Consider the following 14,791-nt stretch of genomic DNA (forward strand, 5'->3'; position numbering starts at 1 on the left):
AGAACCTGTCTCGGCGTCAGCGGATGCGTACTTTACGGATCTCCTCCGGCCTTGGCAAGGGGAAATGTCGAAAAAGTGTCGCCGCGTTCCGGCGCCGGCGCTAGAGGCCACGTATGGCGGGAGTTACGCTGGCCAGGAGGAGACGTTGATTCACGTCCGAGCCAATGCGCGGCATAGTGGATGACATCGTTGTCACTCGAGGGAGTCGCCCGTGCCGCCATCGCCCCTGCGCCAGCCGCGCCTGGCCGACGTCATCACCCAGCGTCTGGAGACGCTGATTCTGGAAGGCAGCCTCAAGGCTGGCCATCGCCTTCCGTCGGAACGCGAGCTCGCCGAGCGTTTCGGTGTCTCGCGCCCATCGCTGCGCGAGGCCATTCAGAAGCTCGCGGCCCGCGGCTTGCTCACCAGCCGCCAGGGCGGCGGCACCTATGTCAGCGAACGGCTCAGCGACAGCTATGGCGACCCGATCATCGAGATGCTGTCGCGCCATGACGAGTTCTATCTCGATGTGCTCGAGTTCCGCGATGCCATGGAGGGAATCACCGCCTATCACGCGGCGATGCGCGCGACCCCGGCGGACAAGGAGATGCTGCAGCAGCGCTTCCAGGCCCTGCGCGACAGCTACGCCGACCCCGGCCAGCAGGGCGACGCCCTGCGCGAGGCCCGGGCGGATGCCGCATTCCACCTGGCGATCGCCGAGACGGCACACAATGTGCTGATGCTGCACACCATTCGCGGACTGTTCCAGCTCCTGGAGAAGAGCATCGTCGCCAACCTGGCGCGTCTGTTCGAGCGCCCCGACGCGCGCAGCCTGCTTCTGGATCAGCACCGGGCGCTGCTCGAGGCGATTCTGGAGGGTCGCGCCGAAGATGCCCGGCATCTCGCCCATGAGCATCTCGACTACGTCAAGGAGGGGCTGATGGAGATGCAGCGCGCCGAATTCCGTGCTCAGCGCGCCGAGCGCCGCACCCAGCTCCTCAAGGGCACGCCGCTACGCTGATCACTCGCCGCTGAGGTGGCGATCCTTGAGCTTGACGTAGTTGCCCGCGGTATAAGCAAAGAACTCGCGCTCCTCGGGCTTGAGCGGACGCAGGGGCTTGGCCGGGTTGCCGGCATAGACATGCCCGCTGGCCAGCGTCTTGCCCGGCGGCACCAGGGCGCCGGCGGCGATGATCACCTCGGACTCGACCACCGCGCCGTCGAGCACGATGGCGCCCATGCCGACCAGCACCCGATCGCCCACGTTGCAGCCGTGCAGCGTCGCCTGATGCCCGATGGTCACCTCGTCGCCGATGATCAGCGGATGCCCGCCGGGGTTGTAGTCGCTGGCATGGGTGCAGTGCAGCACGCAGCCGTCCTGCACGCTGGTGCGCGCGCCGATGCGGATGCGGTGGACATCGCCGCGAATCACCGCCATCGGCCACACCGAACTGTCGTCCCCCAGGGCTACATCGCCGAGCACCACACTGGTCTCGTCGACGAAAACCCGCTCACCCAGACTCGGGCTGATGCCCTGATAGCTTCTCATTGCCATGGATCGTACCCCCCTCTTCACTCGACTCGCTCGACGCCGCCCGGCGCCGATGGTCATGGATGATTTCTATATCAGGCTCGACAACAGCACCACCGCCGTCAACGGGATCGAGACATAGCGCACCACGCCGCGCCACAGCCGGAACCCAGCCGCGGGACCGCCCAGCGCCGAGGCGGCGGCTTCGGGCAACATGCGCCAGCCGGCGAAGATCGCGATCAGCAGCCCGCCGATGGGCAGGAAGATATCCGGCGGCACCGTGGAGACCAGGGCGAAGAAGTTCATCTCGCCGATCCAGTGCACGTCGGCCAGGGTCGAGAACGACAGCACCGAGAGCAGGCCCACGGCCCACACCAGCGCGCCGATCAGCAGCGCCGCCCGCCCGCGGCGCCAGCCGGCGCCGATCAGCATCGCCACCATCGGCTCGGCCAGATTGATCGAGGAGGTCCAGGTCGCCACCAGCAGTAGCAGAAAGAAGGCCCCCAGCCAGATCTGCCCACCCGGGAGCTCGCTGAAGGCGATCGGCAGCGTCACGAACATCAACCCCGGCCCCTCGGTGGGATCGAGGCCGTGGGTGAATACCACCGAGAAGATGGCGATACCCGAGAGCAGCGCCACTGCGATATCCAGCAGCGCCACCGCGCACACCGCCCGCGGCAGACTCTGCTCTTCGGGCATGTAGGCGCCGTAGGCCATCAGCGCGCAGGCCCCGACGGCGAGGGTGAAGAAGGCGTGCCCCATGGCATTGAGCACCACCTGGAGATCGATCGCCGCCGGATTGGGCGTGAACAGCCACGCCATCGCCGCGCCGAAGCCGGCGGTGGTGACGGCGTAGCCACCGAGCACGATCAGGATCACGTAGAGCAGCGGCATCATCACGTTGTTGAGCTTTTCCAGGCCGTTGCTGACCCCGGCGGCGACCACCGACATGGTCAGCAGCATGAACAGCGTGTGATTGAAGGTCATGCGTAGCGGATCGGCGAGAAAGGCATCGAAAGCCGAGCCGATCTGTGCCGGCGTACGCTCGACGAAGCTGCCGTTGACCGCATCGACCAGATACTCGATCGACCAGCCGGAAACCACCGAGTAGAACGAGAGGATGAAGAAGACGGTGAGCGCGCCGAACAACCCGATCCAGCGCCAGTGCGGGCTGGCGCCGGCCTCGTTGGCGAGATACGCCAGCGCCTGCATCGGGCTGCGCCGGCCGGCACGCCCGATCAGGATCTCCGCCATCATCATCGGCAGGCCCAGCACCACCACGAACAGGATATAGAGCAGCAGGAAGGCCGAGCCGCCGTTCTCCCCGGTCATGTAGGGGAAGCGCCAGATATTGCCCAGCCCCACCGCGGCGCCGGTCACCGCCAGAATGAAAGCACGGCGGGAGTGCCAGCGCTCCAGGGTTTCGTTCATCGTCTCGTCACCTTCTATCTTGGCGGGGCACCGTCGCTACAGGGCCGTCTTCACGCGGCCATCGTCACGGCGAAAGGAAGCGAGCCTATCAGGGCTCATCGTCCCGGCCAATCCTGGTATCGCACGGGCAAGGCCACGGCGATCGGCAGACTGGCCAGCGCGTTGAAAGGCACGGCCATCCCCCCCATATACTGTGGCATCGATTCTTCGTCCGAGGTGATCATGTCGCACAATCCGCTGCTCGACTCCAACACGCTGCCGCCGTTCGAGGCGATCCGCCCCGAGCATGCCGTTCCCGCAGTCGAGCGGATCATCGCCGACAACCGCGCCGCGATCGACACCCTGGCCAATCAGCAAGCGCCTACCTGGGACTCCCTCGCCGCACCGCTGGAGGCGCTCGACGACCGTCTCTCCCAGGCCTTTTCGCCGGTGTCGCACCTCAACTCGACGATGAACAGCGACGCCCTGCGCGACGCCTATCAGCAGTGCCTGGCGCTGCTCTCGGAGTACAGCACCTGGGTCGGCCAGCACACCGCGCTGTTCCAGGCCTTCGAACGCCTGGCCCAGAGCGAGGACTTCTCTGCGCTTGACGAAGCCCAGCGCAAGGCGGTCGACAACACCCTGCGCAACTTCCGCCTCGCCGGTGTCGACCTGCCGAGCGAGCAGAAGCGCCGCTACGGCGAGATCCAGGCACGCCTTTCCGAGCTGGGCAATATCTTCTCCAACCAGCTGCTCGATGCCACCCAGGCGTGGCACAAGACGCTGCCCGACGCCTCGCGCCTGGCCGGCCTGCCGGAAAGCGCACTGGAGATGCTGGCCGCCAACGCCGAGGCCAAGGGCGAAACGGGCTATCGCATCACCCTCGATGTGCCCTGCTTTCTGCCGATCATGACCTTCGCCGAGGATCGCGAACTGCGCCAGGAGGTCTACACCGCCTACGTCACCCGCGCCTCCGACCAGGGTCCCAACGCCGGGACCAACGACAATGCCCCGGTGATCGAAGAGATCCTGGCGCTGCGCCATGAGCTGGCTCAGCTACTCGGCTTCGCCACCTACGCCGACTACTCGCTGGAGACCAAGATGGCCGAGTCTCCCGATCAGGTCCTGGGCTTTCTCGACGATCTCGCCGAGCGTGCCCTGCCCCAGGCACGGCGGGATATCGGCGAACTGCAGACCTACGCCCGCGACACCCTCGGCATGGGCGAGCTGGCCCCGTGGGACATCGGCTTCGTCAGCGAAAGGCTGCGCCAGGCGCGCTATGACATCTCCCAAGAGCAGCTGCGCCCCTACTTCCCCGCGCCGCGGGCGGTGGACGGCCTGTTCCGCGTGGTCGGCAAGCTCTACGGCATCCGCATGACCGAGAACCCCGACGCTCCGCGCTATCACCCAGACGTGCGCTACTTCGACGTGCTCGACGGCGACACCCCGATCGCCGGCTTCTATCTCGATCTCTACGCCCGGGAAGGCAAGCGCGGCGGCGCCTGGATGGACGTCTGTCGCACCCGGCGCCAGCGCGAGGATGGTTCGCTGCAGCTGCCGGTCGCCTACCTGACCTGCAACTTCACCCCGCCCGTCGGCGGTAAGCCGGCGCTGCTGACCCATGACGAGGTGCTGACACTGTTCCACGAGTTCGGTCACGGCCTGCACCACATGCTGACCCGGCAGACGGTGGCCGACGTCTCCGGCATCAGCGGCGTGGCCTGGGACGCGGTCGAACTGCCTAGCCAGTTCATGGAGAACTTCTGCTGGGAGCGCGAGGGGCTCGACTTGATCGCCGGCCACGTCGACAGCGGCGACAAGCTGCCGGACGCGCTGCTCGACAAGCTGCAGGCGGCGCGCAACTTCCAGTCGGCGATGCAGATGATGCGCCAGCTGGAGTTCTCGATGTTCGATCTGCGCCTGCACCACGAGCTCGCCACCCCCAGCGCCGCCGACGTGCAGGCACTGCTCGATGGCGTGCGCGCCCAGGTCTCGGTGGTCCCCAGCGTCGACTTCAACCGCTTCCAGAACGGCTTCTCGCATATCTTCGCCGGCGGCTACGCTGCGGGTTACTACAGCTACAAGTGGGCCGAAGTGCTCTCGGCGGACGCCTACAGCGCCTTCGAGGAAGCCGGCATCTTCGACGCCGAGACCGGCCAGCGCTTCCGCAGCGAAATCCTCGAGCGCGGCGGCTCGCGCGATGCCGCCGAACTGTTCAAGGCGTTCCGCGGCCGCGAGCCGAGCATCGAGCCGCTGCTGCGCCATACCGGCATCGAACCGCGCGACGCCGCCTGACGGACGGCGCCGACACGCACCCAGGGGCGGGCAGGCGAACCCTGCCCGCCATCAGCGAGGTCAGCCATGACACACACACCCAAGCGCTTCATCGCCGGCGCCATCTGCCCGCGCTGCGCGGCCATGGATCGCATACGCAGCTGGGAGCAGAACGGTATCCGCTATCGCGACTGCGTCAGCTGCGACTTCTTCGAGCAGCTACCGGTGGAGGAGAGCGCGCAGGACGAACTGCCGACCCGGGTCAATCAGCCCCGCGAGACCCAGAAACCCGCGCGCGAAGAGATCAGTACCGTGAAGATCATCGATCCCGGTACCCGCCACTAGTCTCTATCGAATCCAAACCGCCTCATCCCGCCGCGACGACCTGGGCCATCAGCTGGCGCAGGTCGTCACCACGCCAGGTGGGTACCTGCTCCAGCGCCGGGTCCATCGCCTTGCCCGGGCGCGCCACGAAGGCGGTACGCATGCCCACCGCCTGGGCACCGATCAGATCCCAGCCGTGGGCCGCCACCATGATCATCGCCTCGGGCGCGACCGCCCAGTGCGCCGCCGCCGCACGATAGGGCTCCGGCGCCGGCTTGTAGCGCGCGACCCGATCGACGCTGAGAATGGCATCGAAATAAGCTGCCAGCCCCGCCTGGGAGAGCTGATGCTGCGCCGCCTCACTGGCGCTGTTGGTCAACGCGGTGAGGGTGTGGCCCTGCTGGCGCAGCCAGGCCAGCGCCTCGACGGCATCGGCGTGCGCCGGCATGGCGAGCACGCCGTCGACCAGCGCCTGCTCGTCGGCGGGGGTGATCGCAACCTCGTACTTGGCACCCAACTGGCGCAACGCACTCCTGGCCAGCTCGGCGAAGGGGGCGAAACGGCAGACCAGATTGGTGGTCATCCAGGTTTCCTGCAGGGTGAGGAACCACTCGCCGCGGCGCGCCTCGGTGCCGAACCAGCGCATGAACAGCGGATCCAGCGCGGCGGTGTCGAGTAGCGTTTCATTGACGTCGAAGACCAGATGCATGGGGCCTCTCCTTTGGGTGGTTGGCCCCTCAGTGTAGAACGCGATGCTCCAAAACGCGGGAGCTTAACGCCCCCAACCCAACCCCCATCCCAGTCCATGCGTCAGCACCTCCCGCAGCACTGCCAGCGGCGGCAGCCAGGCGATCAGATGCACCGAGGTGAGCAGCAGCATCAGCGAGCTGCCGGGAGCCTTCCAGTCGAACGGCTTGAGCGCGGTGCCGAAGGAGCGCTTGAGTCGCGCCCCGGTGAGATCGACGCTGTAGAGTTCGTCCAGCGCCAAATGGATGAGAAAGCCGAGTGTCAGCGCCAGGCCGTGCAGCCAGGCCAGACGCGCCGGCTGGCCGAGCAGGGTGAAACTCGCCGCCGCCGTCGCCAGCCCGCTGAGCGCGGCCGCCAGCAGCGAGTGCCACAGCCCGCGATGCACGGTGAAGCGGGCGAACAGCGCACTGGCCAGATAGCGCACCGCGAGATAGGTCGCGCCGCAGGCAGCGAACAGCTGCGCCGGCGTGACCCGATGCTGCAGCAGCAGCACCGCCACGACGATGGCGATCAGTGCCAGGATCTGGAAGATCAGACGCACCGCTCGGGAGTTGTCGGCATCGATGTCGGGCAGAATGCCGCCGAAGGTCACCAGACCGGCAATCGCCGCCGCCTGCCACAGCCCGTAGAGCGACGCCTGCCACCCCGCCTGGGAGGCTATCAGCCCGCCCACGCTGGCGACCCCGAAGTGGGTGCGAAAGTTGGCCATCGGTGCCGCCGCTCCAAGACTGGATAAATAGCCAGATTATGCGGCTTGCGACCTATGGAAAACAATAGCTTAGACAGCGGCGTTGCAAACATCGGCGTTATCCCGCGCGGATGCCGGCACTACCCTGGCGCCTCGCGCGATACCCCATGACGACACGGCCCCGCCGAAGCGGGGCCGTGTGGAGAGCCGAAGCCGCGTGACGCCACGCTACTCGATCACGCCGCAGGCAACGCGAGCCCCGCCGCCGCCCAGCTTGGGCTGATCGCTGTAGTTGTCGCCGCCTGCGTGGATGACGAAGGCGTGGCCGGAGAGATCGGCCTCGCTCAGGCGCGGCGCCAGCACCGGGGTGGTGGCATTGCCCTCGTCATCCACCGCCAACACCGGCAGATCCCCCAGATGGCCGGCATCGCTGTAGGGCCCCTGGTGGGAGTCGGTCTGCTCGGGGTCGAAGTGGCCGCCCGCGGCCCCCGCCGGCGTCACCTTGCCATCGCTCTCGCTGGGGTCGCAGCTGGGGTTGGTGTGCAGGTGGAAACCGTGGATGCCAGGTTCGAGACCGGCAAGCTCCGGCGTCAACAGCAGCCCATAATCGGTATCCCTGGCGGTAATCGTACCGATGGACTCCCCCACCCCCTGGGTGGAGACGCTGTGCATGTCGACCTGCGTATCGGCCTGTGCCAGCCCCGCCAGCGTCAGCAGCATACCGGCGCCCAGAGCGCTCGCTATCGTCCGTTGCATCGTTCACCTCCGTTTCGGCCATGCTGTCCGGCACGGGCCAGCCCATGGCTCGCCCATCGCCAACCCGTGGCTCTCACCCTAGTCGAAGTCGTGCAACGGCGCGACGTGAGCGCCTCAGGCCAGATTGTCGAGGATGCGCAGCGACGGGCCGGCCTGATTGAGCGTGTAGAAATGCAGCCCCGGCGCGCCGCCATCGAGCAGACGCTGGCAGAGCCGCGACACCATGTCGATGCCGAACGCCTGGATGCTCTGCTGGTCGTCGCCATAGGCTTCGAGCTGCTTGCGCACCCAGCGCGGAATATCGGCGCCGCAGGTTTCTGAGAAGCGTGCCAGCTTGCTGTAGTTGGTGATCGGCATGATGCCGGGCACGATCGGCGCCTCCACGCCCAGCGCGCGGGCCCGGTCGACGAAGTGGAAGTAGGCGTCGGCGTTGAAGAAGTACTGGGTGATGGCGAAGTCGGCGCCGGCCTTCACCTTGCGCGCGAAGTTCTCCAGATCGCGCTCGGCGCTCAGCGCCTGGGGATGCACTTCGGGGTAGGCGGCCACCGCGATATTGAAATGATCGCCGGTCTCGGCGCGCACGAACTCGACCAGCTCGTTGGCGTAGCGCAGCTCACCCGCCCCGCCCATGCCCGAGGGCAGATCGCCGCGCAGCGCGACCAGGCTGTCGATGCCCGAGTCGCGATAGCGTCCGAGCAGCTCGCGTATCGCGGCCTTCTCGCTGCCCACGCAGGAGAGGTGCGGCGCCGTGGCGACGCCGCCCTGGCGCAGCGCCTCGACGGTATCGAGGGTGCGCGCCTGGGTCGAACCGCCGGCACCGTAGGTGACCGAGAAGAAGCGCGGCGAACGCGCGCTCAGCGCATCCCGTGTGGCGTTGAGCTTCTCCCGCCCGGCCGCGGTATTGGGAGGAAAGAACTCGAAGCTGATGCCCAGGGGAAGATGCGTATTCATGCGCGCTTTTGTCTCGAAATCGGATCGGTAGGGAGAGGCGCTGGCTGGGGCCGTCGGACGCCCGTCGCGCCCCCTGTGTGCCTCTCTACGACATGGACCCATTGTGCCCGCCGCCTCCAGCTCCGGCCAATGAAACTTTCCGCGCCCGGGTATGAAAGCCGGTCACGTCAGCTCCCCGAGTGCATCGCGCCAGGTGCTGTCTGAAAAGTCGACGAGCGAAGGCCAGGCCGGGGCGCGCAGCTAAGGCAAAAATCGGCGAAAACGGACCGGGCTGGCGCTCCAGTTTACGGGGTGTAAATGAGCATTTTTGACCGGGCTGGCGTTCCAGCCGATTTTTAACGCCGCATGGGCGAGCGCAGCACTTTTCAGACAGTGCCTAGGTCTGCGCAGGCAATGCCAGGAGATGGGTTCAGGGATGGACGCCAGCGTGGCAGTCGCCACCGGTACGGCAGGCGGCGGTCTCGACCTGGAGGGTGGCATGGTGGATCGCGAAACGCGCCTGCAGCACACCATAGGCGCGCTCGATCACCGCATCGTGCTGGTCGGCCGCGACGATCACCAGATGCGCGCTGAGCAGCGGGTCCTGAGGCGTGAGCCCCCAGACGTGCATGTCGTGCAGCCCCTCGACCCCCTCGACCGCCAGCAGCGCCTGACGGATCTGGTCCACGTCGAGGCCCTCCGGGGTACCCTCGAGCAGGGTGTGGGTGGAGCGCCGCAGAATCGTCCAGGCCGCGCGCAGAATCAGCCCGGCAGCGAGCATCGAGAGCAGCGGATCGATCGGCGTCCAGCCGGTGAGCAGAATCACCACCGAGGCCACGATAGCCGCCACCGAGCCGAGCAGATCCCCCAGCACGTGAAGCAGCGCCCCGCGCAGATTGAGATTTTCCTGATCGCCACCGTGGAGAATCTTGAATACCACCAGATTGACCACCAGCCCGAGCACGGCGATGGTCATCATCGGCCCGGCCAGCACCTCCACCGGCTGGGTAAAGCGCTGGATCGCCGCGATGAAGATCCACACCGCGATGCCGAACAGGGTCAGCCCGTTGACGAAAGCGGCGAGCACCTGGAACCGCTGATAGCCGAAAGTGCGCCGGGTATCCGGCGCGCGACTGCCCATGGCGAAGGCGAACAGTGCCAGGCCGAGCGAGAAGCTGTCGCTGAACATGTGCCCGGCATCGGCCAGCAGTGCCAGCGAGCCCGAAATCCAGCCGCCCACCACCTCCGCCAGCATGAAACCCGCGGTCAGCAGCATCGCCCACTTGACCCGCTTGGCGCTGTCGGCGGTCACCTCGGGCGTATGGTCGTGATGATGATGGTGGCCGCCATGATCGTGATGATGATCATGGTGGTGGGCGTGGTCGTGATGAGCGGGCATGGCGCGCGTCCGTCTAGCGTGTCACTACAGGGTAGCGCACGCCCCCCACGCTATTGTATTACACCCCGACCCGACGGCGGCATCGCGGAGGGCCTACCCTGTGGGTCGCCTCAGAGGGTGTTTACAAATTCGACGAGCGAAGGCGAGACAAGGCGAAATCGGCCGAAAAGACGGAGTTTACGCGGTGTAAATGAGTACTTTGAGGTCGATTTCAACGCCGTATCGTCGAGCGCAGGCATTTTGTAAACACCCTCTCAGCGCCAGGGGCGCTGGCGCCAGAGATCCCAGGCGATGCCCACCGCGATACCGACCCCGATACCCCAGCCCCACTCGCCGCTGGCGAGCCATACCGCTACGCCGGCGACGATGCCGATGAGAGAGCCCTGCATATGACCTCCGTTGCGCTGAAAGGATCGACGCTTCCGCGACACGGAAAGCTGGCGCATGATGCCATGGGTAGCGCCAGGGAAGACAGTAAGGGCGCCGGCAGGAACACCTCTCGCACAGCGAAGCGCCCCGTCGCGAAGGGCTCCCAGCGCACGGCCACGGTTCGTGCCGATAGCGGCTATCGGGAAGAGGGAGTCAAAAAGAGAAAAAAGAAGCTAGAAGAGCGTAGGTAGATGAACGTAAGTAGCAGAGCGTAATGAGAAAAAGACGAGAAGCACTGGATGGGACCGATCGAAGGAGGACGTGAACCTTGCCCCCTCATCAGTGCTCACCCCGCAGTCCCTTGCGGTCTTGCCGCTTGGCTAAGTGAGCACGCTCAGCATGGACCGTTAGCCAGCCGTAACCAAGGCAAATATGATAATCCCCAAATCACTTTTGCTAATGGCAACACTTAAATTCCCTTAATCATGGAGTTATACCCGAACACACGTTCAATAACCCCTTGTCATTTTTTGTATCGCCGAAAAAGTCGCGAGAACAGCGACTTGCTACCCTTCCGAAAACGCTCTGCAGAGCATAGGCAGCGGCAGCTCGGACCTGTGACTCGCGCGAGATCGCGGAGACGGTAGCAGCCTGCAAGGAGGATGGCATGAGGGACGGCATGAAGGGTGGCGGAAGAGAGTGGGAGTCGAACCCACCAGGGACCGCTGGCAGCCCCTACAGGAGTTGAAGTCCTGGCGTCCCACCGGGGAACGATTCTCTTCCAGGCACGCAAGGTGTCGGACAGCGCCCAAGAGTATCAGGCGGAGCCAAAGCACCAGACGCGACCGACCGCGCAGGCGCGCGGTCAGGTGAACAGCATATCCTGTCGAATCACCTTGTGACCATCGCCGATGCGTCGGGTGAAGCCAATGCGGTCGAAGAACTCGAGAATCGCCACCGCCAGCTTGCGCCCGCAGCCGACCCGATCGCGGAACGCCGCCGCCGTGACCCCCGCCGGCGAGCACGCTGCGAGTTCGCGCACCCAGTCGGCCAGCTGGACCACATGCGGGGTGAGAAAGAAGTGATCGTGGCGCAGCTGGTAGACCTCGCCGAGCAGCGCCGTGCGCCGCAGCAAGGCCCGAGTCTCGCCCTCCTCCAGGCCCAGCGCCATGGCGATATCACGCACCCGCGGCGGTTCGAACGGCGTCTGCGCCAGCAGCGGCCGCACCGCTTGCCAGCGCGCGGCATCGGCCTCGCCCAGCGTCGCCCGGTGGTCGGCCAGGGCGATGAAGGGCCCGTGCTGGACGATCTCTCCCTCGGCCTTCCAGCGCTCCAGCAGCGGGCGGAACAGCGCCGGCGGCAGCGCCGGTGCACTCATCCGCCGCAGCCGGTCGATCTCCGCCCCGCGCATCGCCGGCTCCTCGGCATGGACCTGTGCCAGGCGCGCTACCACCGCAGCGTAGCGCGCGGCCAGATCGTCGACACGAAAGGCGTGGTGCGTGGCCGCATCGGCGGCGATCACCACCCATCCGGCCTGGGTGGCCGCCTCGTCGAGAACCGCCGCGGGTAGGTCGAGATTGGCCGCCAGGGCCACCAGGTCGACACTCTGGCCGCTGGCGAGGTGCGGCCAGAGTGCCGCCAGTTGCACTTCACCATCCGCCCCCGGGAGCATCGCCCTCAGTGCCTGCAGCCAGGTCAGGCGCGCCGGCTGGCGCGCACCACGCCGCGGTGGCGCCACGTCGAGCACGCGTGCACCGGCCAGGGTGCGGCTGGCGCCGTGGTCACGCACGATCAGCGCATCGCCATGGGTCGCATGTAGTGGCGCTGTCAGCACCAGCTGCGCCAGCATGGTCTGGCCCGGCGCCAGCGTCTCACCCTCCAGCAGCGAGACATGGCCGGTGACGTGGGCGCTGAGATGGTGCAGATGCACGGGGGTCCAGTGCTTGAGCGGCTCGGCCTCCGGCAGCAGTGTGAGGGAGACGTCGAGACGCTGACGCCCCTCGACCCTGGAGTCCGCGGCGACCACCCAGTCGCCGCGTGCCAGCGTGCCGCGCTCGACCTCGCTGCCGCTCAGATTGAGCGCGCAGCGCTCGCCGCGTCGGGCCAGCGCGACCTCGCGATTCTGTGCCCGCAGCGCGCGTATCCGCGCGCTGGCCCCGCCCGGCAGCAGGCGCACGCTATCGCCCTGACGCACCTCACCGCTGCGGATGGTGCCGGTGACCACCACTCCCGCGCCCTGCTTGACGAAGGCACGGTCCACCGCCAGCCGAAAGCCGCCGCTCGCAAGACGAGCCGTCTGCGCGCGCGCCGCGGCCCACAGCGCATCGCCCAGCGCCGCCTGACCCGCGCCGGACAGATTGGAGACGGCGAACAGCGGCGCACCGGCGAAGCGCGTCTTTGCCAGCCAGGCGGTGATCTCGGCACTCACCTGCTGCACCCGCGCGGTGTCCACGCGGTCGCACTTGGTCAGCGCGACCCAGGCGCGCTCGACCCCAAGCAGTTCCAGAATGCGCAGATGCTCGACGCTCTGCGGCATGATGCCGTCATCTGCCGCCACCACCAGCAGCATGGCGTCGATACCGGCCGCCCCCGCGAGCATGTTGGCAATGAAGCGCTCATGGCCGGGCACGTCGATGAAGCCGAGTACCGCCCCCTCGCTCCCCGGTGGCGGCGTGGGATAGGCGTACCCCGGCTCAATGGTCAGGCCGCGCGCCTGCTCCTCCTTCAAGCGGTCGGTGGCGATACCGGTGAGCCCGCGGATCAGCGCGGTCTTGCCGTGGTCGACGTGCCCCGCGGTGCCGACGATCATGCCGCCTCCCAGCACGCCGGCAGCGTCGCCAGCTGCGCCAGGAACGCCTGCTCGTCGGCGGGCTCGGCGAGACAGCGCAGATCGAGCCATAGCGCACCCTCGTGGGTACGTCCGATCACCGGTCGCGGCAGCGCGCGCAGCGCCCGCTCGAGACGGGCCAGATCGCGCCCGCGCGGCGCCCGCAGCACCAGCGCACGGCTCTCCAGGCGATCCACCGGCAGCGAACCGCTGCCGAGCTGACTGCGGCAGGCCTCATTCTCCACCGTGGCGATGCCGGCGAGTGCCGCCCGCAGTGGGTTCAGCAGACGCTCGGCCTGCTGTGCGATCTCATCCTCCGCACGGGTCAACAGCCGCAGCGTGGGCAGCTCGCGCGCCGGCGCCTCGCTATCGCGATAGATCCGCAGCGTGGCCTCGAGGGCGGCCAGGGTGAGCTTGTCGCAGCGCAGCGCGCGCTTGAGCGGGTGGCGCTTGAGACGCTCGACCAGCTCGCGCCGGCCGACCACGATCCCCGCCTGCGGCCCACCCAGCAGCTTGTCGCCGCTGAAGGTGACCAGATCGGCCCCGGCGGCGATCGCCTCCGCCGGCTGCGCCTCGTGGGGCAGCCCCAGGGCGCGGAAGTCGGTCAGCGCGCCACTGCCCAGATCGATCATGAAGGGAATACCGTGGGCGTGGGCGATCGCCGCCAGCTCCGCCTCCGGCACGCTGCTGGTGAAGCCGGCGATGGCGTAGTTGGAGGTGTGCGCCTTGACGATCAGACCGCTCTGCTCACCCAGCGCCTGGCGAAAGTCGCGCGCATGGGTGCGGTTGGTGGCCCCCACCTCGACCAGCCGGCAGCCGGCGGCGGTCATCACGTCGGGCATGCGGAAAGCGCCGCCGATCTCGATCATCTCGCCGCGCGAGATGATCGCCTCGCGGCCTGCCCCCAGGGCGCTCAACGCCAGCAGCACGGCGGCCGCGTTGTTGTTGACCACGGTCGCCGCCTCGGCCCCGGTGAGCTCGACCAGCAGCGCCTCGACCAGGCGATCACGGTCGCCACGCCGCCCACCTTCGAGATCGTACTCCAGCGCCGCCGGGTGGCGTGCCGCCTCGACCATCGCCGCAATCGCCGCCTCGGCCAACGGCGATCGCCCCAGATTGGTGTGGATCACCGTACCGGTTAGATTGAACACCGCGCGCAGGTTGGGCCGGGTCAGCCCGGCAAGACGCTCGTGTATGGCATCGATCAGCGCCTCCTCGTCGAGTGAAGTCGGCGCATCCGGCGCCGCCAGCCGGCGACGCCACTCGGTGAGCGTGTCGCGGACGGCCCGGGTGAGCACGCGCTCACCGTGCTGCACACGGGCGGGCTGCAGTGCGGCATGGGCAAGCAACACGTTGACGGCAGGCAGGTGGCGACGCAGATCGGTGCTCGCGGCAGAGGTCTCGGACATGAACGGCTCGACAGAACGGAGGATGGCCGGGGGCGACACCGGGCGTGCCCCCGATTTAAGCGTCGCCGCCACGCCAACACAAGTGACCCGGCGCCGCACGGCCCGGGTCGAGGGAGCAGCCACGGGTCGCCAGCCCCGCAGCGGCAGG

Annotated in this window: 13 protein-coding genes and 1 tRNA gene; 3 read left to right on the plus strand and 11 right to left on the minus strand. The window is 67.4% G+C overall.

Annotated elements, in window-relative coordinates:
- The first annotated feature begins 211 nt into the window (after positions 1-211).
- The gene (locus J0A90_RS15380) at positions 212-1,000 is read left to right on the plus strand and encodes a GntR family transcriptional regulator (protein ID WP_207034030.1); all 789 of its coding nucleotides are present in this window, start codon (positions 212-214) and stop codon (positions 998-1,000) included.
- Here J0A90_RS15380 and J0A90_RS15385 read toward each other — a convergent pair whose 3' ends face one another.
- Entirely contained in the window at positions 1,001-1,534 is a 534-nt protein-coding gene (locus tag J0A90_RS15385; protein ID WP_207034032.1) for a gamma carbonic anhydrase family protein, read from the minus strand.
- Positions 1,535-1,600: 66 nt separating this feature from the next.
- Entirely contained in the window at positions 1,601-2,941 is a 1,341-nt protein-coding gene (locus tag J0A90_RS15390; RefSeq protein WP_233076845.1) for a sodium-dependent transporter, read from the minus strand.
- A gap of 222 nt (positions 2,942-3,163) precedes the next feature.
- Between J0A90_RS15390 and prlC the strand changes: the two genes are divergently transcribed.
- Together prlC and J0A90_RS15400 are read left to right on the plus strand one after the other, a co-directional pair.
- The gene (gene prlC / locus J0A90_RS15395; protein WP_207034035.1) at positions 3,164-5,215 is read left to right on the plus strand and encodes an oligopeptidase A; all 2,052 of its coding nucleotides are present in this window, start codon (positions 3,164-3,166) and stop codon (positions 5,213-5,215) included.
- Between the two features lie 66 nt (positions 5,216-5,281).
- Positions 5,282-5,539 carry a YheV family putative zinc ribbon protein gene (locus J0A90_RS15400; RefSeq protein ID WP_207034038.1) on the plus strand — a complete coding sequence of 86 codons (258 nt, stop codon included), beginning with the start codon at positions 5,282-5,284 and terminating at the stop codon, positions 5,537-5,539.
- Positions 5,540-5,561: 22 nt separating this feature from the next.
- On the opposite strand, the gene J0A90_RS15405 is transcribed toward J0A90_RS15400, so the two are convergent.
- The 9 genes from J0A90_RS15405 to selA all read right to left on the minus strand — a co-directional run bounded on the left by J0A90_RS15405 (position 5,562) and on the right by selA (position 14,643).
- The gene (locus J0A90_RS15405; RefSeq protein ID WP_207034041.1) at positions 5,562-6,227 is read right to left on the minus strand and encodes a haloacid dehalogenase type II; all 666 of its coding nucleotides are present in this window, start codon (positions 6,225-6,227) and stop codon (positions 5,562-5,564) included.
- Positions 6,228-6,290: 63 nt separating this feature from the next.
- A complete protein-coding gene (locus tag J0A90_RS15410; RefSeq protein ID WP_207034044.1) occupies positions 6,291-6,974 on the minus strand; it encodes a metal-dependent hydrolase in 684 nt (227 codons plus the stop codon).
- Between the two features lie 207 nt (positions 6,975-7,181).
- Positions 7,182-7,709 (minus strand): superoxide dismutase family protein, encoded by a 528-nt coding sequence (gene sodC / locus J0A90_RS15415; protein ID WP_207034047.1) that lies wholly within the window; start codon positions 7,707-7,709, stop codon positions 7,182-7,184.
- Between the two features lie 114 nt (positions 7,710-7,823).
- A complete protein-coding gene (metF, locus tag J0A90_RS15420) occupies positions 7,824-8,660 on the minus strand; it encodes a methylenetetrahydrofolate reductase [NAD(P)H] (protein WP_207034050.1) in 837 nt (278 codons plus the stop codon).
- Between the two features lie 409 nt (positions 8,661-9,069).
- Positions 9,070-10,038 (minus strand): cation diffusion facilitator family transporter, encoded by a 969-nt coding sequence (locus J0A90_RS15425; RefSeq protein WP_207034053.1) that lies wholly within the window; start codon positions 10,036-10,038, stop codon positions 9,070-9,072.
- A gap of 254 nt (positions 10,039-10,292) precedes the next feature.
- On the minus strand, positions 10,293-10,427 hold the full coding sequence (locus J0A90_RS18690; RefSeq protein ID WP_255702212.1) for a hypothetical protein: 135 nt from the start codon (positions 10,425-10,427) through the stop codon (positions 10,293-10,295).
- 667 nt (positions 10,428-11,094) lie between these two features.
- A tRNA-Sec gene (locus J0A90_RS15430) sits at positions 11,095-11,190 on the minus strand.
- Between the two features lie 82 nt (positions 11,191-11,272).
- Positions 11,273-13,216 (minus strand): selenocysteine-specific translation elongation factor, encoded by a 1,944-nt coding sequence (gene selB, locus J0A90_RS15435; RefSeq protein WP_207034058.1) that lies wholly within the window; start codon positions 13,214-13,216, stop codon positions 11,273-11,275.
- Positions 13,213-14,643 carry an L-seryl-tRNA(Sec) selenium transferase gene (gene selA, locus J0A90_RS15440; protein ID WP_207034060.1) on the minus strand — a complete coding sequence of 477 codons (1,431 nt, stop codon included), beginning with the start codon at positions 14,641-14,643 and terminating at the stop codon, positions 13,213-13,215. Before selA ends, selB begins: the two co-directional genes overlap by 4 nt.
- Between the last annotated feature and the right edge of the window lie 148 nt (positions 14,644-14,791).

It is taken from the genome of Salinicola sp. DM10 (assembly GCF_017306975.2).
GTDB lineage: Bacteria > Pseudomonadota > Gammaproteobacteria > Pseudomonadales > Halomonadaceae > Salinicola.